At 75.0% G+C, this 23,070-nt stretch carries 21 protein-coding genes; 6 read left to right on the top strand and 15 right to left on the bottom strand.

Features of this window, described 5'->3' with window-relative positions; genetic code table 11:
* Window positions 1-91: 91 nt before the first annotated feature.
* The 3 genes from KPF22_RS27185 to KPF22_RS27175 all read right to left on the bottom strand — a co-directional run bounded on the left by KPF22_RS27185 (window position 92) and on the right by KPF22_RS27175 (window position 2,562).
* Complete coding sequence (locus tag KPF22_RS27185; RefSeq protein WP_224403688.1) at window positions 92-1,009, bottom strand: DUF559 domain-containing protein; 918 nt, start codon at window positions 1,007-1,009, stop codon at window positions 92-94.
* Between the two features lie 183 nt (window positions 1,010-1,192).
* A complete protein-coding gene (purU, locus tag KPF22_RS27180; protein ID WP_208826575.1) occupies window positions 1,193-2,065 on the bottom strand; it encodes a formyltetrahydrofolate deformylase in 873 nt (290 codons plus the stop codon).
* Window positions 2,065-2,562, bottom strand: coding sequence for a DUF2505 domain-containing protein (locus KPF22_RS27175; protein WP_062399848.1), 498 nt, complete (start codon window positions 2,560-2,562; stop codon window positions 2,065-2,067). The genes purU and KPF22_RS27175 overlap by 1 nt, the downstream gene beginning before the upstream one ends.
* Before the next feature lie 56 nt (window positions 2,563-2,618).
* Here KPF22_RS27175 and KPF22_RS27170 point away from each other — a divergent pair, with 56 nt between their 5' ends.
* The 3 genes from KPF22_RS27170 to KPF22_RS27160 all read left to right on the top strand — a co-directional run bounded on the left by KPF22_RS27170 (window position 2,619) and on the right by KPF22_RS27160 (window position 5,136).
* Window positions 2,619-3,635, top strand: a complete 1,017-nt coding sequence (locus tag KPF22_RS27170) for a UDP-N-acetylmuramate dehydrogenase (protein ID WP_255625295.1) — start codon at window positions 2,619-2,621, stop codon at window positions 3,633-3,635.
* Window positions 3,636-3,767: 132 nt separating this feature from the next.
* On the top strand, window positions 3,768-4,940 hold the full coding sequence (locus KPF22_RS27165; protein WP_224403686.1) for an Ig-like domain-containing protein: 1,173 nt from the start codon (window positions 3,768-3,770) through the stop codon (window positions 4,938-4,940).
* A 16-nt stretch (window positions 4,941-4,956) separates the two neighbouring features.
* Entirely contained in the window at window positions 4,957-5,136 is a 180-nt protein-coding gene (locus KPF22_RS27160; protein ID WP_208827061.1) for a hypothetical protein, read from the top strand.
* Here KPF22_RS27160 and KPF22_RS27155 read toward each other — a convergent pair.
* Both KPF22_RS27155 and KPF22_RS27150 read right to left on the bottom strand, forming a co-directional pair.
* Window positions 5,133-5,870, bottom strand: a complete 738-nt coding sequence (locus KPF22_RS27155) for an SDR family NAD(P)-dependent oxidoreductase (RefSeq protein WP_208827059.1) — start codon at window positions 5,868-5,870, stop codon at window positions 5,133-5,135. The genes KPF22_RS27160 and KPF22_RS27155 overlap by 4 nt on opposite strands.
* A 17-nt stretch (window positions 5,871-5,887) precedes the next feature.
* Entirely contained in the window at window positions 5,888-6,196 is a 309-nt protein-coding gene (locus KPF22_RS27150; protein WP_224403685.1) for a DUF2530 domain-containing protein, read from the bottom strand.
* A gap of 65 nt (window positions 6,197-6,261) precedes the next feature.
* Here KPF22_RS27150 and KPF22_RS27145 point away from each other — a divergent pair, with 65 nt between their 5' ends.
* On the top strand, window positions 6,262-7,695 hold the full coding sequence (locus tag KPF22_RS27145; RefSeq protein ID WP_208827057.1) for an NCS2 family permease: 1,434 nt from the start codon (window positions 6,262-6,264) through the stop codon (window positions 7,693-7,695).
* Window positions 7,696-7,856: 161 nt separating this feature from the next.
* Here the strand turns inward: KPF22_RS27145 and KPF22_RS27140 are convergent, their stop codons facing one another.
* The 7 genes from KPF22_RS27140 to KPF22_RS27110 form a co-directional block, all read right to left on the bottom strand.
* On the bottom strand, window positions 7,857-8,771 hold the full coding sequence (locus KPF22_RS27140) for a family 16 glycosylhydrolase (protein WP_208827055.1): 915 nt from the start codon (window positions 8,769-8,771) through the stop codon (window positions 7,857-7,859).
* A 186-nt stretch (window positions 8,772-8,957) separates the two neighbouring features.
* Complete coding sequence (locus KPF22_RS27135; RefSeq protein WP_224403684.1) at window positions 8,958-10,565, bottom strand: glycoside hydrolase family 16 protein; 1,608 nt, start codon at window positions 10,563-10,565, stop codon at window positions 8,958-8,960.
* Window positions 10,566-10,589: 24 nt separating this feature from the next.
* Window positions 10,590-11,156, bottom strand: coding sequence for a hypothetical protein (locus KPF22_RS27130; protein ID WP_208827096.1), 567 nt, complete (start codon window positions 11,154-11,156; stop codon window positions 10,590-10,592).
* 4 nt (window positions 11,157-11,160) lie between these two features.
* The gene (locus KPF22_RS27125; RefSeq protein WP_224403683.1) at window positions 11,161-12,327 is read right to left on the bottom strand and encodes a hypothetical protein; all 1,167 of its coding nucleotides are present in this window, start codon (window positions 12,325-12,327) and stop codon (window positions 11,161-11,163) included.
* Between the two features lie 3 nt (window positions 12,328-12,330).
* Entirely contained in the window at window positions 12,331-12,846 is a 516-nt protein-coding gene (locus KPF22_RS27120) for a hypothetical protein (protein WP_224403682.1), read from the bottom strand.
* On the bottom strand, window positions 12,843-13,982 hold the full coding sequence (locus KPF22_RS27115) for a hypothetical protein (protein ID WP_224403681.1): 1,140 nt from the start codon (window positions 13,980-13,982) through the stop codon (window positions 12,843-12,845). The genes KPF22_RS27120 and KPF22_RS27115 overlap by 4 nt, the downstream gene beginning before the upstream one ends.
* A gap of 162 nt (window positions 13,983-14,144) precedes the next feature.
* Window positions 14,145-15,632 (bottom strand): glutamate--cysteine ligase, encoded by a 1,488-nt coding sequence (locus tag KPF22_RS27110; protein WP_224403680.1) that lies wholly within the window; start codon window positions 15,630-15,632, stop codon window positions 14,145-14,147.
* 167 nt (window positions 15,633-15,799) lie between these two features.
* On the opposite strand from KPF22_RS27110, the gene KPF22_RS27105 reads away from it, so the two are divergent.
* Window positions 15,800-16,609 (top strand): RNA methyltransferase, encoded by an 810-nt coding sequence (locus KPF22_RS27105; RefSeq protein WP_208827030.1) that lies wholly within the window; start codon window positions 15,800-15,802, stop codon window positions 16,607-16,609.
* A gap of 84 nt (window positions 16,610-16,693) precedes the next feature.
* Here KPF22_RS27105 and sepH read toward each other — a convergent pair whose 3' ends face one another.
* From sepH to KPF22_RS27090, 3 genes are all read right to left on the bottom strand, one after another.
* The gene (gene sepH / locus KPF22_RS32415; RefSeq protein ID WP_244327536.1) at window positions 16,694-18,514 is read right to left on the bottom strand and encodes a septation protein SepH; all 1,821 of its coding nucleotides are present in this window, start codon (window positions 18,512-18,514) and stop codon (window positions 16,694-16,696) included.
* 944 nt (window positions 18,515-19,458) lie between these two features.
* Entirely contained in the window at window positions 19,459-20,592 is a 1,134-nt protein-coding gene (gene serC, locus KPF22_RS27095; protein WP_178374680.1) for a phosphoserine transaminase, read from the bottom strand.
* 63 nt (window positions 20,593-20,655) lie between these two features.
* Window positions 20,656-21,621: a GlxA family transcriptional regulator gene (locus tag KPF22_RS27090; protein ID WP_224403679.1), complete on the bottom strand. Its 966-nt coding sequence runs from the start codon at window positions 21,619-21,621 to the stop codon at window positions 20,656-20,658.
* Window positions 21,622-21,691: 70 nt separating this feature from the next.
* Here KPF22_RS27090 and KPF22_RS27085 point away from each other — a divergent pair, with 70 nt between their 5' ends.
* Window positions 21,692-22,978 (top strand): MFS transporter, encoded by a 1,287-nt coding sequence (locus KPF22_RS27085; protein ID WP_224403678.1) that lies wholly within the window; start codon window positions 21,692-21,694, stop codon window positions 22,976-22,978.
* The last annotated feature ends 92 nt before the right edge of the window (window positions 22,979-23,070 follow it).

The following is a 23,070-nucleotide window of genomic DNA, read 5'->3' as shown; positions in this document are numbered from 1 at the left end:
GCCCGAGCCGCACGATCCGGCGCCCGTCCCGCAGCACGCGGGGCGGGCGCCGTCGTGTGCCCCCCGGGGGGGGAGTTCGCCGAGATGCAGCTCAGCGGGAATTGTCGATCTCCATGACCCGCTGAGCTGCATCTCGGCGAGTGCGGTCGAGGGCCCGGCCCACCTCGGCGACGATCTCGTCGGGCCGTCGGTGCATGTCCGGTGCGGTGTAGCGCAGCACCCGCCACCCCGCCGCGACGAGTCGGGTGTGCCGCCCGGCGTCGGCGCGGGCCGCCTCGGGCGTCGCGAAGTGGCCGCCGCCGTCGTACTCGACGCCGAGGTGGTGGTCCGGGTAGGCCAGGTCCAGCCACAGCGCCGTGCGCCGGGCGTCGTCGAGGACCGGGTGCTGGGGCACCGGCCGCGGGAGGCCACCCCGGACGAGGATCAGCCGGAGCCGGGTCTCGGGCGGGGAGCCGGCGCGCGGGTCGGCCCACGCCGTCGCGTCGACCACCCGTCGGACACCCCGGGCGTGGGCGTGCCGGACCGCGAGGTTCAGCAGCACGTCCGGGGCGAACGACCCGCGGGACAGTGCGTCGACGGCGACGACACCCTCGGTCGGGGACAGACGCCGCGCGAGGTCGAACGCGGTGCGGACACGCGTGGTGACCCGGACGCCGCGGACCTCGGTCACCTCGTCGGGGTGCAGGACGTCGCGGCGGACGAGCACACCGTCACGGGAGCGGGCTCCGGGGTGCGCCGCACCGACGGTCACCTCGGCCGGTGCGGCCCACGGTGCGCACGACGCGCCGAGCAGCTCGGCGGCCGAGTATCCGCTGAGCACGGCGTCCGATCCGGCCCAGCGGTGCGCCGCGAGCGAGCGGAGCCGTAGGTCGGGGCGCAGGTCGGCCGGCGCGTAGGTGTCCGGGAACAGCCGGCGGTAACGGGGCCCTCGTAGAAGGTCGGGCGTGACGAGACCCGCCGCCACGGCCGCGGTCCCGCGGAACACCTCGGGCCATCCGGGAATCGTCACGCGCTGATCGTGCGCCGGCTGCCCCGGCCGACGGACCCGATCGGCCGGACGCCATCGCCATCGCGATCGAGGACGTACGCCGAGATGCAGCTCGGCGGGCCACGGAGATCCACGATTCCCGCTGAGCTGCATCTCGACGACACTCCGCTGCGCGCGACCCGGCAGGGCCGCAGGGCTGCGGGCTCAGCGGAAGACGACGGTCCGGTTGCCCTGGATCAGCACCCGGTCCTCCAGGTGCCACCGCAGCCCCCGGGCCAGCACCAGGCGTTCGATGTCGCGTCCCCGTCGCACCATGTCGGTCGCGGTGTCCCCGTGGTCGACGCGGGCGACGTCCTGCTCGATGATCGGGCCGGCGTCGAGGTCGGCGGTCGCGTAGTGGCAGGTCGCGCCGATCAGCTTGACCCCGCGCCGGTGGGCCTGGTGGTACGGCCGCGCCCCGGCGAAGGACGGCAGGAAGCTGTGGTGGATGTTGATCGCCCGCCCGGCCCAGGCCTCGCACAGGTGCGCGGGCAGGACCTGCATGAAGCGGGCGAGGACGATCGCGTCGGGGGAGTCGTCGTCGACGAGCTTGCGGATCTCCTCGAACGCGGTGACCTTGCCCTGCTCGCGGGCCGGGTCGCCGGGCGCGGGGAAGGGTACGTGGTGGAACGGCACCCCGTGCGCGGCGACGACCGGCTCCAGCGACGTGTGGTTGCCGATCACGCGGGTGATCTCCACCGGCAGCTCGCCCGCCCACACCCGGCCGAGGATGTCGTGCAGGCAGTGCTGGTCGCGGGTCACCAGGAGCACGGCGCGCTTGCGGACGCCGGTGTCGGAGATGCGGTGCTCACCGCCCAGCTCGGCGGCGACCGGGGCGAACCGGGCGCGGAGCTCGTCGACGCCGAAGGGGACCGACGCGGCGTCGACGACCTGGCGGGTGCAGAACACCCCGGCCTCGACGTCGGCGTGGTACGCGGCCTCGGTGATCGAGGCGCCGAGCTCGGCGAGGAACGTGCTGATCCGCGCGACGATGCCGGTGCGGTCCGGACAGGACAGGGTGATCACGTAGTGGGGCATCAGGAGATCCGGGAGAGGGTGAACTGGGTCTCGGCGGCGAGCAGCTGCTCGATCTGCCCGGCGACCGCCTGCTCGATCTTCGCACCCACCAGCGGGACCTTGACCGTGACCTCGGCCCGGATCCGGACCTCGCTGCCGCCGTCGACGTCGGCGATCCGCATCACCGACCGTGCGGTGGCGGGGGTGCCGATGACCTTCACGGAGCCGGTGCCGTCGTAGACGCCCGAGTCACCGGCCCGCCACTGCTCGCTGCGGTCGATCTGCAGGTCCCCGCCGGGCACGAACGACGACACGATCGACGGCAGGTGCTCGCCCGGGATCCCGTGCCGCAGCGTGTAGCGGACGCCGTCGGCGGTGGTCTCGTACGCGGTCACCCCGGCACCGGGGCCGCCGATGTGACGCAGCTGCTCCTCCAGGAGATCGCGGTCGACCATCGCCGCGTAGACCTTCGAGGCCGGATGCGCGGACGTTGCGCGGTAGTCGATCGAGCGCGGCATGGGCGAAGGCTACCGTTGCGGTCGTGAGTTCCCCCGCTCCGACAACGGTCGACCCGATGCTCAGTGCGCACACCACACTGCGCCTCGGCGGGCCTGCCTCCCGCATCGTGCGCGCCGAGGGCGCGGCCGAGGTGGTCGACGCCGTCGCCGCGGCCGACCGGGCCGGGGAACGGGTGCTGCTGGTGGGCGGCGGGTCGAACCTCGTCGTCGCCGACGCCGGGTTCGACGGCACCGCCGTGCTGCTGGCGGGGCGCGGCATCGGCCACGAGCGCGACGGCGACCGGGTGCTGCTGACCGTCGAGGCCGGTGAGGACTGGGACGACGTCGTCGCCGCGACCGTCGCCGACGGGCTCGGCGGGCTGGAGTGTCTGTCCGGGATCCCCGGGCGGACCGGCGCGACCCCGGTGCAGAACGTGGGCGCCTACGGCGTCGAGGTCGCCGACCTGCTCGTCGACGTCGACCTCTACGACCGGCGCACCGGCACCGTCCGCGAGCACGTGCCCGCCTCCGACCTGGGGCTCGCCTACCGCACCAGCGTCCTCAAGGGCAGCGACGCCGCGATCGTCCTGCGGGTGCGCTTCGCGCTGCACGCCGACGGCCGCTCCGCCCCGATCCGCTACGGCGAGCTCGCCCGCACCCTCGGCGTCGACCCGGAGACGCGGACCGACCCGGCCGCCGTCCGCGAGGCGGTGCTCGGGCTGCGTCGCGGCAAGGGCATGGTCCTCGACGCCGAGGACCACGACACCTGGTCGGCCGGCTCGTTCTTCACCAACCCGATCCTGCCCACGGACCGGGCGCCGCAGGTCGACGGCCTGGCCGCGTGGCCCGCGGGAGAGGGCCTGGTCAAGCTCAGCGCCGCCGGGCTGATCCAGAACGCCGGGTTCGGCCGCGGGCACGCCGGCCCCGGCGGCCGGGTGTCGCTGTCGACGCGGCACGTCCTGGCCCTGACCCACCGCGGCGGCGGGACGACGGCCGACCTGCTGGCCCTGGCCCGTGAGGTGCAGGGCGGCGTCGCCGAGCGGTTCGGCGTCACCCTGCATCCCGAACCGGTACTGGTGGACTGCGCCGTCTGACACCCTCTGTACATCGACGTCCGGTTCACGTTGCGCCGCACGGGGGAGCACCGTCCTCCTGCCGATCACGTGGACCGGATCCCGGCGTACGGTCGGTGCGCAACGCAGGAGATCGAGTACGCGGGGGAACGGTTGCGACGGGTACTGATCGTCGTGGTGGCGCTGATCGGCGCGCTGGGCGTCGTCGGGGCGGTGGCCCTCGCGGCCCCGCCGCAGGACCCGGCGGTGCCGCAGGCCGCCCCGGCCCCGGCCGGACCACAGGTGAGCTACCAGCCGGCCGCCTCGGCGTCGTCGGCCAACCCGGCGCAGCCGGTCTCGGTCCGCGCGGCGGGCGGCACGCTGGACGGGGTGTCGCTGACCGGCCCGGACGGCGACGCCGTCGACGGCGCGCTGTCCCCGGACCGCACCACCTGGACCAGCAGCGGTGACCTGGATTTCGCGACCACCTACACCTGGCACGGCCGCGCCGTCGCGCCGGACGGCACGGCGACCCCCGTGCAGGGCACCGTCGCGACGCTGGAACCCGCCCGCACCGTGCGCGGCACCCTGAACATCGGCGACGACCGCACCGTCGGCATCGCCGCGCCGATCGAGATCCAGTTCGACCGGCACGTCGAGGACCGCGCCGCGATCGAGAAGGTCCTGAAGGTCACGACCTCGAAGGAGGTCGAGGGCGCGTGGGGCTGGCTGCCCGACGAGAACGGCGGCTCGCGCGTGCACTGGCGGCCGAAGGAGTACTGGCCTTCGGGCACGGCGGTCACCGTGGACGCGCCGCTCAAGGGCGTCGACTACGGCGGCGGCAGCTACGGCGCCGAGGACCTGACCACGTCGTTCGCGATCGGCCGCGCCCAGATCGTCAAGGCCGACGCCCGATCGTTCCGGATGATCGTGATCCGCGACGGCAAGCAGATCGCGGACTACCCGGCGTCCTACGGCCTGGCCGACGACCCGAACCGCAACACGCGCTCGGGCATCCATGTCGTCACCGAGAAGTTCACCGACAAGCGGATGGTCTCGCAGCAGTACGGCTACGACGTCGTCGAGAAGTGGGCCGTCCGGATGAGCAACAACGGCGAGTTCATCCACGCCAACCCGGTGTCGGCCGCCGCGCAGGGGGCCGCGAACGTCACCCACGGCTGCGTGAACCTGTCGATCGAGAACGCCAAGGCGTACTACGACACCGTGCTCTACGGCGACCCGGTCGAGGTCACCGGCACCCCCGTGCAGCTCTCCGCCCGCGACGGCGACCTGTGGGACTGGACGCTGTCCTGGGAGAAGTGGAAGGGGTTGTCGGCGCTGTCCTAGCGGGTACCCGCCCGCCATGAGCGTTCCCGACGACCGCGCCGCCAGCCGTTCCACCCCGCTCCCGGAGGAGGAGGGCACCGAACCCGGTGCCGAACAGATCCTGCGCGAGTCCGAGGAACGGATCGCCGGCGCCGCCCGGAGCGAGAGCCCCGGTGACGACGCCGACCAGAACCGCCGGTCGGAGGAGACCCTCTAGCGCCGGTGCCGCCGCGTGCCCGACGCCTGGTCACGCGGCTTGAGCACGATCTGGTCCAGGTTGACGTGCGACGGCCGGGTCGCGGCGAAGACGATCGTGTCGGCGACGTCGTCGGCGGTCAGCGGGGTCAGGCCCTCGTAGACCTTCGCCGCCTTGTCGGCGTCGCCCAGCCGCACCTCGGAGAACTCGGTCTCCACCATGCCGGGGCAGATCTCGGTGATCCGGATCGGCTCGCCGAGCAGCTCCCCGCGCAGGGTGCGGTGCAGCATCGCCTGGGCGTGCTTGGCGCCGGTGTAGCCGGCGCCGTTGTCGTAGAAGTCCAGCGCGGCGATCGAGGTCACCGTGACGATGTGCCCGTCGCCCGACGCCCGCAGCTTCGGCAGGAACGCCTGCGTCAGACGCAGCGTGCCGGCGACGTTGGTCTCCCACATCCAGCGCCAGTCGTCCTCGTCGGCGTCGGCGACGGGCTCCAGGCCCTTCGCGCCACCGGCGTTGTTGACCAGCAGCTTCGCCTCGGGCACGGCGTCGGCGAACGCGCGGACGGACTCCCGGTCGGTGACGTCGAGGGACAGCGCCGTGCCGTCGATCTCCTTCGCGATCTCCTCGCAGCGCTCCACCCGGCGGGCCCCCAGCACGACGTGGAAGCCGGCGGCGCCGAGCGCACGGGCGGTGGCGGCGCCGATCCCGGAGGAGGCCCCGGTGACGACGGCGGTCGGACGGTCGTTCGCGGTCATGCCGCTGAGCCTATGACCTACCTCGGCTCGACGCCGCGCTGCGCCGACCGGTCCCCGCGCCGGGCCGCGGCGCGCTGCGCCGAGAACACCGCGGCGCCGAACAGACCCACCCCGACCCCGGCGATGCAGGTCCAGAACCAGGCGCCGGCGCCGGTCGCGGGATCGAACCCGGAGCCGGTGACCATCACGAACGCGGCGGCGACGCCCGCGCCGACCGCCCACAGCAGCATCCCGCCGAGGATCACCGGCGGGGACTCGTAGAAGCGCGCCGGCAACGGCGGCGGGGGCGGGGGGTCGCTCGCGCGCTCGCTGTCGTGGGCCGTCACGGGGCCGTAGCCTAAACGGTGCACGTACGGAACCCGCAGCGTTGCACCGCGTCTAGGGTGTCGCCGTGATCGAGCGCCTGTTCCGCGTGTCCGAGCGCGGCTCCACCGTCTCCCGCGAGCTGCGCGGGGGTCTCGTCACGTTCATGGCGATGGCCTACATCATCGTCCTGAACCCGCTGATCCTCGGCAGCGTCACGCCGGGCGACCCGTCGGCCAAGGCCGACGCGCTGGGCGGGATCCTCCCGGTCGCGCAGGTCGCCGCGGTGACAGCCCTGGTCGCGGGCGTGATGACCATCATCTTCGGCGTCGTCGCGAACTACCCGTTCGCGATCGCCACCGGCCTGGGGATCAACACCCTGCTGGCGGTGACCATCGCGCCGCTGATGACCTGGCCCGAGGCGATGGGCCTGGTCGTCATCAACGGCGTCATCATCGTGATCCTCGCCCTGACCGGTTTCCGGACGGCGGTGTTCAACGCCGTCCCCACCGAGCTCAAGACGGCGATCGCGGTCGGCATCGGCGCGTTCATCGCGCTGATCGGCCTGGTCGACTCCGGCTTCGTGCGCCGGCTGCCCGACGCGGCCAACACCACGGTCCCGGTCGGGCTGGGCACCGGCGGCTCCATCGCCTCCTGGCCGACGTTCGTGTTCGTCGTCGGACTGATCATCGTCGGGGTGCTCGTCGCCCGCGGTGTCCGTGCGGGCATCCTCATCGGCGTCGTGGTGAACACGATCATCGCGATCGTCGTCGAGGCGATCGTCCGGGTCGGCCCGGGCGGCCCGACCAACCCCGGCGGCTGGTCGCTGGCCGTGCCCGCCATCCCGGACCGGATCGTCGGGCTGCCGGACCTGTCGCTGGTCGGGCAGGTCTCGCTCGGGGCGTTCACCCGGCTCGACGTCATCACCGTCGTCCTGCTGATCTTCACCCTGGTGCTGGCGAACTTCTTCGACGCGATGGGCACGCTCACCGGTCTCGGCCGCCAGGCGGGCCTGACCGACTCCGACGACAAGCTCCCGGACGTCGGGAAGGCGCTGGTCGTCGAGGGCGCGGGCGCGGTCGCCGGTGGTGTGGGGTCGGCGTCGTCGAACACGATCTTCGTGGAGTCCGCGGCCGGCATCGCCGAGGGCGCACGGACCGGTCTGGCCAACGTGCTGACCGGTGTCCTGTTCCTGCTGGCGATGTTCTTCACGCCGCTGTACGCGATCGTCCCGGTGGAGGCCGCGGCCCCGGCGCTGGTGGTCGTCGGCGCGCTGATGTTCCGACAGATCACCTCGGTCTCGCTCGACGACCTGCGCACCGCGATCCCGGTGTTCCTGACGATCACGGTCATGCCGTTCACCTACTCGATCGCGAACGGCATCGGCGCCGGTTTCATCAGCTACGTCGCGCTCGCCGCGGCCACCGGTCGCGCCCGGCAGGTCCACCCGCTGATGTGGGTCGTGGCGGTGCTGTTCGTGGGGTACTTCGGCGTGGGACCGTTGCGGGAGCTGCTCGGCTGAGAACCCACCCCTTGCGCCCTCGACGAAGGTTAGGCTAACCTCAATCTCGTCGCTTCGTGGTGGGAGCGGCGCGTCAGTTCGGGACAGGAGAAGGCCCCGGACCCCACAGGGTCCGGGGCCTCCTTCTTTCCCCAGTCACACCCGACCCGCCGCCGAGCGGGTCAGGGCGCGTAGATGCGGACCCAGTCGACCTGGAAGTCGAGCGAGTCCGGCGTGGTCGCGTCCGGAGCGGGGATCCAGTCGTCGCCGTAGGGACCGATGTCCTGCTGCATCGCCAGGTGCATCGACCGCGGCGGGATCTGCTCCGGATCGGTGGTGCGGAAGACCTCGGCGCCGTCGATGTAGAACACGACCCGGTCGGGCAGCCACTCGACGGCGAAGGTGTGCCACTGCGTGAAGTCGCCGCGGACGGTCTTGCCGACCTGGCTGTTGTCCTCACCGTAGTGGACGATCGTGTGCGTCTCGTCGCGCTGCGGCTTCGGGATCTCCATGAAGTTGAGCTCGCCGCCCTCGGGCCAGTCCTCGGCGTCCGGCCAGAGCAGCGCCACGTCGCCGTAGCCGACGGCGGGGTTGGTCTTCGCCCGGATCTCCCAGCGCCCGTACTGCTGGCCGCCGCGCCAGGCCAGACCGGCGGACGTGCGCCCCCGGCTGGTCAGGACGAGCTCGCCGTTGCGCACGGAGATGTTCTCCGCGAGGTGCCGACCGTTGCCGCCGGTGGTCTCCCCGGTGTACGGGCTCCAGCGCGTGCGGTCGAGCGCGGCGCCGTCGAACTCGTCGTGGTCGGTGAGACGCCAGCCGTTGCGCACCGCCGCCTCGGTGTCCGAGCGCGCCGCGGGGTCGAGCTCGCCGACCTCGGTCGGGCGTTCCTGGTCGTGCATCCCGCCCGGCGGCGTCGCCGGGGCCGACGGTGCGGGAGTCGGGGTCGAGGAGCCGGTGAGCAGCGACGGGTCGGTGGCGACGGTGACGACACCGGCCAGCACGGCCAGACCCGCCACGATGCCGACGACGGCGGGCCAGCGGCGTCGCGTCGGTGCCTCGGGGTCGTGCTCGGGCTCCTGCTCCGTCTGTTCCGGCACGACCCCCTCCTCACTGGTCGACGGCGGGTCGGCGGCAGCCTAGGAGGGGACGGCTGTGGGGGAGCTGAGAAGTCCGGGCCACCTCCCGCGGCGGGGCCGGTCGGGGGGCTCCATGATCGACGGTTGTGGAGCGCAGGGTGCGCTTCGTGTACCTCCGTACTCCACAACCGGTGATCATGGTCGGGCTCAGCCGGTCGAGCCCGTGGTCCCCCCGCTGCCGGTGGCGCTGCCGCCGTCCGCCGCTCCGCCGGCTGCGCCGCTGTCGAGGGTGTACTGGCGGACCCAGTCGACCTGCATCTGCGTCTCCTTCCCCGACCCGCCCTTGGGGAACCAGTCGAGCTGGATGCAGAGGTGCATCGGCCCCGGCGGCTGCACCTTCTGCTCGGTGGTCTCGAACCACTTCTCGCCGTCGACGTAGGCGGTGATCCGGTCCGGGGTCCACTCCAGGGCCCAGTTGTGCCACTGCGTCGCGTCGATCTCGACCGAGCCCTCGACCTGGGAGTTGTCCGCGCCGTAGTGGAAGAACGCGTTGGTCTTCTGCCGCTCGGGGTCCATCATCTCCATGAAGTCGAGCTCGCCGCCCTCGGGCCAGTTCTCCGCGGTGGGCCAGAGCAGCAGCAGGGCGTTGTACGACGGGTCCCCGACCGGCGCGCGCACCCGCCCCTCCCAGCGTCCGTACTGCTGGGAGCCCTCCTTCCACGCCATGCCCGCGGTGTTGCCCTGGCTGTCGCCGGTGATCGTCAGGACGCCGTCGGCCACCGTGGCCGCGTCCGGGGTGCGACGGCCGTTGCCCGCGTGCCCGGCGCCGTCGTAGATGCTCCAGCCGTCGGTGCCGTTGTCGAACTCGTCGGCGCGGACGGGCCGGCCCCAGCCCAGCTTCGCCGCCGCGGTGGTGCCCTCGGCCGCCGTCGCGCCGCCGCCGGTGGTCGCCCCGCCCGCCTCCGGGGTGCTCCCGGTGGCGGGCGCGGGATCGGCCGCGCCACCCGAGCCGGTGGGGCAGGGGGCGGGGGTGGGCCGGCCGCCGGTGCCACCGGTGAGGAGGCCCGCGGCGGCGTCGTCGCTGGTGCCGTAGGCGGTGGCACCGGACTCGTCGGGGGCGCCGGAGGCGGTGCCGCTGCTGCCCGAGCCGCTGCTGCCCGAGCCGCTGCTGCCCGAGCCGCTGCTGCCCGAGCCGCTGCTGCCCGAGCCGTTGCCCGCGTCGCTGTCGCCGGGGCCGTTGTCGTCCGAACCGGAGCCTCCGGAGCCGCCGCCGCCGGGCCCGGTGCCCCCGGAGCCGCTGTCCCCGGAGCCGCTTCCCCCGGAGCCGCTGTCGTCCGATCCGCTGCCGCTCCCGGAGTCGTCCGACCCGCCGGCTCGGGGCCGGCCGTCGGAGTCGCCCGACCCGTCGGAGCTGCCGGCCCCGCCGTCGCGACCTTCCTCCGACCCGCCGGCCGGGTCGCCGCCTGCCCCGGTGGACCCGGACCCGTCGGCCCCGGACCCGCGCTCGCGATCCCCGCCGCCCGAGCTGTCGGAGCCCGACCCGGAGTCGGGGCCCGACCCGGACCCGCCGGAGCCCGACCCGGCCCCGGCCCCGGAGGACCCGCCCGACCCGACGCACACCTCACCGTCGGCGCCCAGCTCCAGATCCGGACGCGGCGCACCGGCGGCGTCCTGCCCGGAGCTCACCGACGGCGTCGCGGACCCCCCGGGTTCCACCCCCACCAGCTCCCCGGCAGGGCCCAGCGCCAGCAGGACGACCGTGACCCCCTTGGCCAGCAGGGACTTGAGCAGCTGCTCGAGCTCGTCGGCGGTCATCGCCCACTCCAAGGTTCGGTCACGTCAGTCGTCCACGTCGGGGGTGTCGGTGGTGATGGGGGTGTCGGCGGTCACCAGCCAGTGGCCCGCCGCGTCGAGCGCCACGACCACGCGGGTACGCCAGCGCCGGACCTCGGGGGCCGCGCCGGGGCCGGCCGTCGTCGTGCGGACGGTCGCGACGAGCGCGGTACGCCCGCGGGCCCAGTCGGTGGCGCCCTCGTCGAGGTCCTCGACCTCGGCGGTCCGTTCCGCGCCGGGCGGCGGCGGGTCGAGGACGGGCGCTCCGGCCGCGGCCGGGCTGCCGGGCAGTGCGTACGGGGTGCCGTCGAGGGTGGTGCCCGCGGCCGCGCCGGCCCGGGTGCCGTGCGCGGCGACGAGGTAGGCGCGTGCCACCGCCCCGGGCGACGACGGCCGCGTCGCCGGCACGGGTGGCTCCGCTCCGCGGACGGGACCGGGATCACCGAGGGCGTCCCGGTCGGCCGAGGTCAGCACGGCCTGCGACGGCGGTCCGGGCAGCAGCGCCGGCACCAGCAGGGCCAGGGGCACCGCGAGGACCGCGGCGAGCACGAGCAGCGGCAGGGAACGTCGCACGGGATCACTCCGCGAAGCTGATGTGGATGTGGTCGTAGTGGCCGCCGGTCGCGTCGGAGGTGTCGTAGACCCCGCCGCCGGTGTAGCGACGGCCCCAGCCGGAGCCGTCGGCGCGCACCGAGGGGTCCCAGTAGCGGCCCTGCCAGATCAGGTACTCGACCTTCAGCGGGGCCGCGTTGCGTTCCAGCCAGCGCGCGATCGCCCAGCCCTCGTCGAGGTCGGCGCCCTTCGCGAACGCCCCGGCCTTCCCGGTGAACACGTCGCAGGCCCTGCCCTTCGGATGGTCCGACCGCGGGTTCTGCAGGTGCTCGTCCCAGCAGCCGACCGTCTCGATGGTCGGGCCGAAGACCGCCCGGACCGCTTCGAGACCGTGCTCCGTCGCGCCGGTCAGGCAGCCGTCGGAGCGCACCGGATCGGGTTCGTGGCAGCCCGTCGCGCCGCCGGTCCAGGCGGGTGCCGGCGCCGACGCGGCGTCCTTCGCCGCCGGTGCCCTCGCGGCGTCCTTCGCCGCCGGTGCCTTCGCCGGGGCGGCCTTCTGCGGCGGTGGCGGGGACGACTCGCGGTCGTCGACGGCCGTCGTACCGGAGTAGTCCGCGACGAAGCCGTGCACCGCGTCGAGATAGCGCCGGACCGCCGACGCGCACGCCTGCGAGCAGTCCGCCTCCCCGCCCGTCGGGACCCCCGACGCCGAGCCGGTGACCCGGCTGCAGCCCGCGATGTGGCAGACCAGCATCGCGTCGAGCACCGGCACGTCCTTCGGGGTCGTCGCCAGGTACCCGGCGGCGGCGCGCAGCGTCGAGCAGAGCCACGGCACGACGACGCGCAGGTGCCCCTCCGGCTCGGTCAGCGCCGCGTCCGGCCATGGTGCGCCCCCGGCCGCGACCCAGGTCCGTTCCGAGACCTGCAGCAGCCCGGCGGCGCTGCCGGTGCGCAGCCCCGGATCCCATCCCGACTCCGCCTGCACCTGCGCGACCACCCAGGCCGGTGGCAGCTCCGGGCAGCCCTGCGAGGTCAGGCCCGTGACCAGGTCGAGGTACGGCCGCGCCGCCTCCGGCACGCGAGCCGCGTCGACGCCCGAGGTGACCGGTTCCGCGGCCGGTGCGGCCAGGACCTGCCCCGCGGCCCCCAGCAGGAGTGCGACGACGACCGGCACGATCAGCAGCGCTCGCACGGCTCACCGGACCGGCCCGGTCGGGACCGCCAGCACCCCGCGCAGGGGTCGCAGCCCACCGACGCCGGCCGGGGTGAGCGGCCGGTCGAGCCGGCCGGACGTCGTCAGCGCGGTGACGATCCGGCCGATCGCGTCGGCGTAGCGGCGGACCGCGGCCGAGGGCCCGGGCCGGGTGAGCACCCCGGCCGCGTCCGACCACGGGTCGGCCGAGCGGGCCCAGCCCGGCACCGCGGGCAGCGCGACGACGGCCGCCCAGCCGGGCCCCGCGGCGTCGGCGTCGATGCCGTCGGGGTCGGCGGTGCCGGGGTGCAGGACGAGGACCGGCGCGCCCGGCCCGGGCGCCGGGGCGACGAGGGCCGCCGCGGCCAGCCCGGCCACGGTGTCCCGGGTGACGACGACGTCGGGCAGCAGGTCCGGCCCGCACACCCGCCCCAGGTCACGGCCGTGCAGGGCCCGGGCGACGGTCGTCGTCCCGACCCCGCCGGCCAGACCGCCGACGACCGGCATCCGCCCGCTCACCGCGCACCGCCCCGGGCGAGGTCGACCGGCGACGGTCGCCGGGCCGGCTCGGCCTCGGGCCCCGCGTCGACGACGAGACCGTCGCCGGTGAGGACCACGCCCACCTCCAGCCGGACCCATCGCGCGGCCAGCCCGCGCCAGCCGCGCGCGGCCGGGGCCGGGGCACCGGCGGGTGCCCCGATCGGGTCGTCGGGTTCGGGTTCCGGCGCGGCCGTCCCGCGGGCGTCGACGCGGCGGTAGGGCACGACCCGCACCCGGACGTCGACGACGGCCCGGCCGCCGTCGGTGCGGACGCGGCCCGGCAGCACGAGGTCGGCCCGCTGGCGTCCGGATCCGGTCCAGCCGAGCAGTCCGTCGGCCGCGGTCGTGGGCAGGTAGGCGGAGAGGACGCGGCCGCGGCGGGCGACGTCGTCCTCGTCCCAGGACAGCAGGTCCGCGGCGAAGGCCCCGGCCAGCGCGGACGCCTCGGCGGGGTCGACGAGCGGTGACGGGGCCCCGGCCGGCGCTCCGGCCGAGCGGGACACCGGACCGTGATCGGACGGTGCCGGGCCGGACAGCGCCTGCGTGGCGGGCGCCGATCCCGAGGACGCCGGGCCGGCGGGCACAGCGGGCGTCGCCCGTCCGGACGGCGCCGCCGAGCCGGACGAGTCCGGGTCAGCGGGTGCCGGGCCGGACGCAGCGGCCGCGGTGTCGGACGCGGAGGGCGGTACGCCGGGATCCGCGCCGCCCTGCGTGCCGTCGGCCCGCGGCGTCGCGGCGGGCGCCCACGCCGCCCAGGCCGCGGCGACCTCGTCGGAGACGGGGGCGGTGGCGGGGACCGGGGCGACGGCAGGGGGCGGCCCGGCCGGCGGCACCGGCGGGAAGCCGAAGGGATCGGTGACCGGCTCCGGCTCCGCGACCGGTTCCTGTGGCGGCCGCCGCGGCGTCCAGACCGCCGGTCGCGCCGCCGCGGTCGCGGGGCCCTCCGCCGCCGGAGCCGCGGGTGTCCCACGGGTCGACGGAGCCGGGGCGGCCTCCCGGGGCGCGGCGGGCCGTGGAGCCGGGGCGGGGGCCGGGTCGTCGAGCCACGGGTCGGGGCCGTCGTCGAGGGGGCGCCCGTCGCGGGCGGTGCGGCCGAACAGCCGGAACGGGGACATCGTCGTCGCCCGGGTCATCGACGCCGGTCGGGGTGGTGCTGGATGGACATGTCCCTCCGTCCCGTACGCACACCCGGGGCGGGTGTGCGGAGGGGGACGGTAGGAACGTGCGGGCGGTGAGCGGGCCCGGTCGCGGAGAATGCTTCGCGATGGTGAAGCCGATCAGCCGGGGATCTCCCAGGTGTGGACGGGCTGGTTCGCGGTCGAGTGCGCCAGGTAGCGCTCGAGCATGCCGCGCAGCGCGGTCATCCGGTCCGCGCCCCGCGCCTCCAGCGCGGCGACGGTGTCGATCTGCCACGACGACCCGGTCCGACGCGTGACGCAGCGCCGCTCCAGCACCGTCAGGTACCGGTCGCAGACCGCGCCGGAGACGCCCCAGCGGGCGAGACCCTCGTGGGCCAGGGGGAGCAGCTTGCGCAGGGCGAGCTCGTCGGGGAGCACCCAGCCGGTGCCGGGCCAGTACAGGGGAGCGTGCATGCCGTGCTTGGCCGCCGTCTGGAAGTTCTCCCGCGCCGCCTCGAACGACACCGACCGCCACAGCTGCTGGTCGGCCTCGACCAGGGTGCGCAGCAGGCCGTAGAAGAACAGCGCGTTGGCGACCATGTCGACGGTCGTCGGCCCCGCGGGGAGCACCCGGTTCTCGAGCCGGACGTGCGGGGTGTCGCCCGTACTGTCGTAGATCGGCCGGTTCCAGCGCCAGATCGTGCCGTTGTGCAGGGTCAGCTCGGGCAGGTCCGGGAAGCCCTTGTCGCGCATCTGCGTCGCCGGGTCCACATCGGACGTCAGCGGCATCAGCGCCGGGAAGTAGCGGGCGTTCTCGGAGAACAGGTCCAGGACCGAGTCGATCCAGCGCTCACCGAACCAGACCCGCGGCCGTACCCCCTGGTTGTGGAACTCGGGGGTCCGGACGTCGCAGGACTGCTCGAACAGCGGGATCCGGGTCTCCGACCACAGCTGTGACCCGAGCAGGAACGGCGAGTTCGACCCGAGCCCCAGCTGGACACCGGCCAGGCACTGCGCGGCGTTCCAGTAGCGCCCGAAGTTGGCGGGGGACACCTGCAGGTGCAGCTGCATCGACGTGCAGGCCGCCTCGGGAATGATCGTGTCGAAGTCGGCGTTCACCCGCTCCTCCGGCGAGCAGCCGGCGATGTCGATCCGGATCGGCTCGCCCCGGGCGTTGAGCATCTGGTCGTTGAGCGCCTCGTAGCGGTCCTCGGCGGAGATCGCCTCGGCGGTCATGTGTGCCGGGTCCAGCGTCGGCAGGATCCCGATCATGACGAGCTGGGTGCGCAGGTCACCGGCCTTCGCCCCGGCGCCCGCGAGCAGGTCGAGCAGCTCGTGCTCCAGCTGGCGCCACTGGTCGCCGGGCAGCGGCCGGGGCGGCAGGTTCAGCTCGAGGTTCCAGCGGCCGAGCTCGGTCTGCCACTCGCCCGAGTTGATCGTGTCCAGCACGTCGCTCCCGTTGAGCGACGGCGCCAGCTCCGTATCCACCAGGTTGAACTCGATCTCGACGCCGGTCATCGGCTCCGTGTCGGAGAACGGGTAGCTGCTGAGCAGGTCACCGAGAGTGTCCAGGCAGCGCTGCACCTTGATCCGGTACCGCTGGCGGTCGCGCCGGCTGAACGTCGTCCGGTCGACCACCTGACCCATGCGCGAACCGACCTCCATCGAACGGGGAGCGCCTTCTCACTCACACGGCGGAGGACCGTGCCGAAGGAGGCGGCACTACACCGTGTCATATCGCCGGACCGGGCGGTACCGGCTGACCGGGCGACCAGGCGCGGCGAACGGTCCGTGACGTGGGACGATCGGGCGTCGTGGCCATACTCACCACGGTCGAGCACTCCGACGACCCCCGAATCGACGACTACCGCGACCTCACGACCGCCGATCGGCGCCCGGATCGGCCCGGTGGGCGCGGGCTGGTGATCGCGGAGGGTGTCGTCGTCGTGCGCCGGCTGCTCGACTCGCCGTATCCGGTGCGCTCCCTGCTGGGGGTCCCGCGTCGCCTCGACGAGCTCTCCGACGACCTCGCCGGCGTCGACGTCCCGGCCTACGCGACCGACGCCGACACCATGGCCCGAGCGGTCGGGTTCCACCTGAACCGGGGGGTGCTCGCCGTCGCCGACCGGGCTCCGGCGCCGTCCCTCGACGACGTCCTGGCCCGCGCCCGCACGCTGGCCGTCTGCGAGGGGGTGGGGGACCACGAGAACCTGGGGTCGTTGTTCCGCAACGCCGCCGCCCTCGGCGTCGACGCGATCCTGCTCGGCCCCGGCTGCTCGGACCCGCTGTACCGGCGCAGCGTCCGCGTCTCGATGGGGCACGTGCTGCGGGTCCCGTTCACGACCCTCGACGGCGCGTGGCCCGCCTCGCTGGACCGGCTGCGGGAGGCGGGTTTCACCGTCGCCGCCCTCACCCCGTCCGCCGACGCCGAGCCCCTCGCCACGGCCGGTCTGGGTGGCCGGAAGGTCGCGCTGCTGCTGGGTGCGGAGGGTCCCGGCCTCACCGACGAGGCACTGGCCGCCGCCGACCGCCGGGTCCGGATCCCGATGGCGAGCGGCGTGGACTCGCTCAACGTCGCGACGGCCGCCGCCGTCGCCTTCCACGCCGTCACCGGCGGGGGCTGACCGCGGGCGCGGCCCCGCACCGGATCCGTGCTCCCACACGGGGCCGGCTCCGGCGCGGGAGACCGGACGCCGTGCGGGAACGTGTCAGCGCTGGCCGCGGACGCCGAGCAGGACCTCGTCCCACGACGGCATGACCGGCTTGCCCTTCTTCGTCCGCCGCGACCCGGCGGTGGACGGGCGGCGCGGGGCCGCGCTCTCGGTGTCCTGTGCCGGAGAGGGGTCCGTCTCCTGCTCCGAGCCGTTCGACGGCGACGTGCCCGGTGCCCCGGTGGCGGCCGCGGCGGTCCCGGTGGGTGCGTCGGTCCCCTCGTCGGGGGCGTCGCCCGACGCGGCCGGGGAGGCCTCGCCGTGGTCGGCGGAGGTGCTCGTGGAGCCCGCGGCGGTGCCCGCGGACGCCGGGGTGGTCGGTGCCGGGGTGGTCGGTGCCACGGTGGTCGACGCGGCGGTCCCGGTGTCCTGCGCCGGGGCCGCCGTGGTCGAGCCCGGGTTCGTCGTGGTCGGTGCGGCGGCGTCCGACGCGGGGGTGGCCGTGGCCGCTTCCGGCGAGGTCGTCGCCGACGACGCGGCCGGGCCCGCCGCGTCGCCCGCAGACCCGGAGTCCGTGGCGGACGTCTCCGCACCGGACGCGGTCGTGTCGCCTGCGTCCGTGGCGGCCGGGGCCACCGCGTCCGTGGCGGCCGCGTCCGTGCCGGTCCCGTGGGGGGCGGCGGAGCCGGTGCCTGCCGACACCGGGGTGGCCGGGTCGGCGTCGGCGGTGTCCGAGGCCGTCGAGTCCCGGCCGGTCGGGGCCGCGCCGACCGGTGCCGCGGCGGCCGTGGCCGAGACGTTCGAGGAGGCGCCGTTCGAGGAGACGTCGTCCGGCGAGGTGCCGGTCGAGGCGGAGCCGTTCGGGGCCGCGCCGGTCGTGCCCGTACCCGTGCCGGCCGCCGCGGTCGTGTCGGCGCCGGGAGCGTCCGCAGTGGCGGTCGAGGCAACCGTGCCGTCGGTGGTCGCGGAGTCGGCCTGCGAGGTGTCGGCCGCAGCGGAGGACCCGGCGTCCTCGACCTGCTCGGCGCGCTGGGGAACCACGGGCGCCGCGGCGGCCGGGGCCCGGGTGTCGTCCGGGCGGGCGCCCACGGTGCGACCGGGCGTCTCGACGCGGGTCCGGGGCGGCGGGGGGCTCGCCCGGCGCTGCTCGGGCGCGATCCCGCGCCCGGCCCAGGCCTCGGGCTGCTGCCCACCGGCGGCTGCGACGGCGCGCGCCGGAGCGGCGGTCGTCGGGGCCTGGGAGGTGTGGTCCTCGTCGCGGGCCATGTCGACCACCGCGCCGAGCGGACGCAGCGGGCGTGCGGGCAGACCCTCGACGAGGTCGGAGGCGTGCTCGTCCAGCGCGACGACGGTGCCGCCGTGCGCGCCGGGCTGGAACGCCCAGTGCGCGGCGTTGTCCGAGCGGCCGGTCTGCCACGTCAGGACGACGACCCACTTGCCGTCCTCGCCCTTCCAGGAGTCCCAGCCGGCTCCGCCGTAGTCCTGTCCGCGCAGGCCGAAGGTGTGCGCGACGGTCTCACCGAGCGTGCGCGAGTCGGGTCCGTCGGCGCGCTGCGGGTGGGCGCCCTGGGCCAGCTCGGCGGTCCGCGACCGTTCGAGCAGGACGGGATAGGCGAAGCGTTCGATCTTCTGGGTCGGGACGCCGGCCGCGGCTGCGACCTCGTCGACCGACGCGCCACCCCGGATTCGGGCCTGGATCTCCCGTGGGCGCAACTGGCTCTCCAACTCGATCGCGATCTGGCCGAGCCGGGTCACGTCACCCCGTGCCGCGGCCCGCAGCTGCTCGTCGGCCGGCACCGTGTAGCGCTCGCGACGCCCCGGGTCCTCGAGGACGACCGAGCCGTCCCCGGTCACCCCCACGACCCGCAACGCGCGCATCGACCTGACCTCCTGCTGTCGTCCCCGTCCGGGTGACGGTAGATGGCGAGGGGTCCGTGCCGGGTGAGGCGCGCCGGGCGAGTTCTGCCTGGTCGACAACACCTACTCGCCCGGGGGACCGCCGAGCCGTTCTCACTCACCGTGCGCAGCGTCGCACAGTTCGTGACTCACGAGGTAATTGGGGCGATTGATACGTGTGTGACTACAACGAGTTGCTATCGATCACGCAACGACGCTGCGCCGCGACACAACCCGGTGTGCGCGGTGCCGGAGCCACCCCGATGCGGAACGGGACGGCCGGGACGTATCCCCTCGGCGCGGTGTCACGACGGGGACGGCGGCGGGGCCGTCGTGGCGGGTGGACGCGAGGCACCTGCGGGCGCGCTCCTGCCGCGGTGACCGGAGCCGCCCGGCGATCCCCCGCCCGCGCGGTGATCCCCCGCCCGCGCGGTGATCCGCGGTCCGCGCGGTGATCGGCGGCCCGCGCGCGTCCGGACGCGCGCTCACGACGGAGCTGCGCGCGCCATGTGGATCACCGGCCGACGCGCACGCGGGCGCCCGCTGTCCGCCGCGCGTCGCCCCGGGCGGCGCGGCCGTCCACCGCCGGCGTGGGTGATCCCCGCCCGCCCCGACCCCGGCCGGATCCGCCCGAGGCCGGGTTCGCGACGCCGGCACGGCGTCGGCGGCGTCGCGGGACGACATCGCCCGCAGGCCGGGGGCGCGTGGACTCCGAGGGCGCGACGGCGACGAGCAGAAGAGCGGCCGCGGGCGGCCGGGACCTGTCCGGGAGCGGCGCCCCGGTGGCGACGGTCGGGACGGTCGGGGTGTCGGCGGGCACCGCCGCCACGACGAGGGCCGCCGCCGGGTGGGCCGACCGCAGCCGGTCGACCCACCTCGGTGGACGGTCCTCGTTCACCCGGGAGGGATGCCCTCCCGGGGCACGGTCAGGAACCCAGCCGCTCCACGACCCAGTCGATGCACGCGGTCAGCGCCGAGACGTCCGACGGCTCCACGGCCGGGAACATCCCGATCCGCAGCTGGTTGCGGCCCAGCTTCCGGTACGGCTCGGTGTCCACGATCCCGTTCGCGCGCAGCGCCTTCGCCACCGCGGCGGCGTCGACGGCGTCGTCGAAGTCGATCGTGCCGACCACCAGGCTGCGGTGCGCCGGGTCGGTGACGAACGGCGTCGCGAAGCTGCTCTTGTCGGCCCAGGTGTAGAGCCGGTCGGAGGAGTCGCGGGTGCGTGCGACGCAGCCGTCGAGCCCGCCCAGCGCGTTCATCCAGCGGACCTGGTCCTCGAGCAGGAACAGGGTCGCCAGCGACGGCGTGTTGTAGGTCTGGTCCTTACCGGAGTTGTCGACGGCGGTGGCCAGCGACAGGAACGGCGGGATCCAGCGGTCCGACGCGGCCAGCTCGGCGACCCGCTCCAGGGCCTTCGGGCTCATGATCGCGAGGAACAGGCCGCCGTCGGAGGCGAAGCCCTTCTGCGGGGCGAAGTAGTAGACGTCGGACTGGGTGATGTCGACCGGCAGCCCGCCGGCGCCCGAGGTGGCGTCGATCAGCACGAGCTGGTCGTCGGTGGTGCCCGCGGGCCGGTTGACGGGCACCGCGACGCCGGTCGAGGTCTCGTTGTGCGCCCACGCGATGACGTCGACCGACGGGTCGCTCACCGGCTCCGGCGCGCTGCCCGGGTCGGCCTTGACGATCACCGGGTCGGCCAGGAACGGCGCGCCGGTGGTGGTGTCGGCGAACTTCTGGGAGAACTCGCCGTAGGTCAGGTGCAGCGAGCGCTCACGGACCAGGCCGAACGCGGCCGCGTCCCAGAAGGCGGTGGAGCCGCCGTTGCCGAGGACGACCTCGTAGCCGTCGGGCAGTGAGAACAGCTCGGCCAGCCCGGACCGCACCCGTCCGACGAGCTCCTTCACCGGCTTCTGCCGGTGCGAGGTGCCCATCAGGGAGTCGCCGGTCGCGGCGAGGGCGGACAGCTGCTCGGGGCGCACCTTGGACGGACCGCATCCGAAGCGGCCGTCCTGCGGAAGGAGATCGCCGGGGATCTTCAGATCGGCAGGGGAGGTCACCCCACCAGTGTCGCAGCCGGACCGGCGTGCCGTGCGACGAGTGCTGCGTGCCACCCGCCGGCGTCACCGGGTGACGGCGGGGGCGCGGTGCGAGCGCCGGTAGGCGAGCGGGGCCATCCCGATGTCGGCGTGCAGCCGCTGGCGCAGCGCGGCGGTGGTGCCGAAGCCGGAGCGGGCCGCGACCTGCTCGACGGGGAGGTCGGTGGTCTCCAGCAGGCGTCGCACGAGGTCGAGGCGGCGCGCGGACAGCCAGCGCCCCGGGCTGGTGCCGGTCTCGGCGCGGAAGCGGCGGGTGAAGGTCCGCACGCTCATGGACGCCCGTTCCGCCAGCTCCTCGACGGCGAGCGGCCGGTCGAGGTGCTGCAACGCCCACTCGCGCACGGCGCGGGTGTCGGGGCCGCCGCCGGGGTCGGGGACGTGGGACTCCACGAACTGCGCCTGCCCGCCCTCCCGCCACGGCGCGACGACGTTGCGCCGGGCCGTCGCCGCGGCGGTCCCGGCGCCGTGGTCGCGGCGCACCAGATGCAGGCAGAGGTCGAGGCCCGCGGCGACGCCCGCCGAGGTGAGGACGTCGCCGTCGTCGACGAACAGCACGTCGGGGTCGAGCTCGACGTGCGGGTACAGCGCGCGGAAGTCGTCCACGTGCGCCCAGTGGGTGGTGGCGCGGCGGCCGTCGAGCACTCCGGCGGCGGCGAGGGTGAACGCGCCGGTGCAGATCGCGACCACCCGCGCGCCGCGGTCCACGGCCCGGCGCACCAGGCCGAGGACGGCCGAGCCCGGGTCGCCGGTGTTCGGGCCGCGCACGGCCGGCACGACCAGGGTGTCCGCGCGCTCCAGCGCCTCGATCCCGTGTTCGGGCAGCACCCGGTACCCGGCACTGGTGCGGACCGGGCCGCCGTCGACGGTGGCGACCCGCACGTCGTAGAGCGGGGTGCCGTCCGCCGTGGTCGTGGTGCCGAGGATCCGCTCGGGGATGCTCAGCTCGAAGGCGATCACCCCGTCGACGGCGAGCACTCCGACCCGGTGCATGGCCGAATTCTTGCACATGTCGTCCGAGCGGCCACTGTTGCGCATCGCAGCGCCACCGCACGATGGAGCCATGACGACAGCGCCCGCGACGGCGGACACGCAGCGGCGCCGGGTGCACCCGGCCTGGTGGGCGGCCGGAGCGACGTTCCTCGCCCTGCTCGGCGCGGCCGGGTTCCGCTCCACGCCGGGCGTGCTGGTGGAGCCGCTGCACGCCGAGTTCGGCTGGGGCATCGGGTCCATCTCCTTCGCGCTCGCGGTGAACCTCGCCCTGTTCGGGGTGACCGCGCCGTTCGCGGCGGCGCTGATGGAGCGCTTCGGCGTGCGCCGCGTGGTCGCGACCGCGCTGGTCATGGTGGCGGTCGGCGCGGGCACGACCGTGTTCATGACGGCGGTCTGGCAGCTGGTGCTGCTGTGGGGCGTCGTCGTCGGGCTGGGTACCGGGTCGATGGCGATGGCGCTGGTCGCGACCGTGGTGAACCGCTGGTTCGTCGCCCGTCGCGGCCTCGTCTCCGGCGTCCTCACCGCCGCCACCGCCACCGGGCAGCTGGTGTTCCTGCCGCTCGTCGCGGCCGTCGTCGAGTCGGGCGGGTGGCGGCCCGCGGCGCTGATCACCGCGGGCGCGGCGCTGGCCGTGGTGCCGGTCGTGCTGCTGTTCCTGAAGGACCGCCCCGCCGACGCCGGGGTCCTGCCCTACGGCGGCACCGAGGCCGACGTCGTCCCGCCGCAGCGCACGGGTGCCGCGCGGCTGGCGCTGCGGGCCCTGGCCGACGCCTCGCGCACCGGCACGTTCTGGCTGCTCGTCGGTGGGTTCTTCATCTGCGGCGCGACGACGGCCGGGCTGGTCCAGTCCCACTTCGTCCCCGCCGCGCACGACCACGGCATGCCCGCGACGACGGCGGCCTCCCTGCTCGCCCTGGTCGGCATCTTCGACCTGCTCGGGACGATCTTCTCCGGCTGGCTGACCGACCGCGTCGACCCGCGGCTCCTGCTGGGCGCCTACTACGCGCTGCGCGGGCTGTCGCTGTTCCTGCTCCCGCCGCTGTTCGGGACCGATCTGAACGCGAGCATGCTCGCGTTCGTCGTGTTCTACGGCCTGGACTGGGTCGCGACCGTCCCACCGACGATGGCGCTGGCCCGCGAGGCGTTCGGCGCCCGCTCGGCGGTGGTGTTCGGCTGGATCTTCGCCTCGCACCAGATCGGGGCGGCGTTCGCCGCACTCGTCGCGGGGCTGGTCCGCGACGCGCTGGGCAGCTACGACGCGGCCTGGTACGGCGGCGCCGTCCTCTGCGTCGTCGCGGCCGGGCTGTCGCTGGCGATCCGGCGCCGGCGGGTCCCCGCGCCGCTGCCCACCGGCTGATCACCATCGGCTCACGATCGCCGGAGATCCCGCCCGGGGGCCCCGATGTCCGGTAGGGCAGAACCGGGCGGACAGAGGTCGACCGTGACCGA

Origin of the sequence: Pseudonocardia sp. ICBG1034 (assembly GCF_020131375.1) — a bacterium.
GTDB classification, from domain to species: domain Bacteria; phylum Actinomycetota; class Actinomycetes; order Mycobacteriales; family Pseudonocardiaceae; genus Pseudonocardia; species Pseudonocardia alni.
The sequence above is the reverse complement of the archived record's forward strand: the minus strand, read 5'-3'. Positions and strand labels throughout refer to the sequence as shown.

Excerpts from the sequence above, each read along its gene's own strand:
- purU (WP_208826575.1), bottom strand. The coding sequence starts at position 2,065 with ATGCCCCACTACGTGATCACCCTGTCCTGTCCGGACCGCACCGGCATC.
- KPF22_RS27175 (WP_062399848.1), bottom strand. The coding sequence starts at position 2,562 with ATGCCGCGCTCGATCGACTACCGCGCAACGTCCGCGCATCCGGCCTCG.
- KPF22_RS27170 (WP_255625295.1), top strand. The coding sequence starts at position 2,619 with ATGCTCAGTGCGCACACCACACTGCGCCTCGGCGGGCCTGCCTCCCGC.
- KPF22_RS27160 (WP_208827061.1), top strand. The coding sequence starts at position 4,957 with ATGAGCGTTCCCGACGACCGCGCCGCCAGCCGTTCCACCCCGCTCCCG.
- KPF22_RS27155 (WP_208827059.1), bottom strand. The coding sequence starts at position 5,870 with ATGACCGCGAACGACCGTCCGACCGCCGTCGTCACCGGGGCCTCCTCC.
- KPF22_RS27135 (WP_224403684.1), bottom strand. The coding sequence starts at position 10,565 with ATGACCGCCGACGAGCTCGAGCAGCTGCTCAAGTCCCTGCTGGCCAAG.
- KPF22_RS27115 (WP_224403681.1), bottom strand. The coding sequence starts at position 13,982 with ATGTCCCCGTTCCGGCTGTTCGGCCGCACCGCCCGCGACGGGCGCCCC.
- KPF22_RS27110 (WP_224403680.1), bottom strand. The coding sequence starts at position 15,632 with ATGGGTCAGGTGGTCGACCGGACGACGTTCAGCCGGCGCGACCGCCAG.
- sepH (WP_244327536.1), bottom strand. The coding sequence starts at position 18,514 with ATGCGCGCGTTGCGGGTCGTGGGGGTGACCGGGGACGGCTCGGTCGTC.
- KPF22_RS27090 (WP_224403679.1), bottom strand. The coding sequence starts at position 21,621 with ATGCACCGGGTCGGAGTGCTCGCCGTCGACGGGGTGATCGCCTTCGAG.
- KPF22_RS27085 (WP_224403678.1), top strand. The coding sequence starts at position 21,692 with ATGACGACAGCGCCCGCGACGGCGGACACGCAGCGGCGCCGGGTGCAC.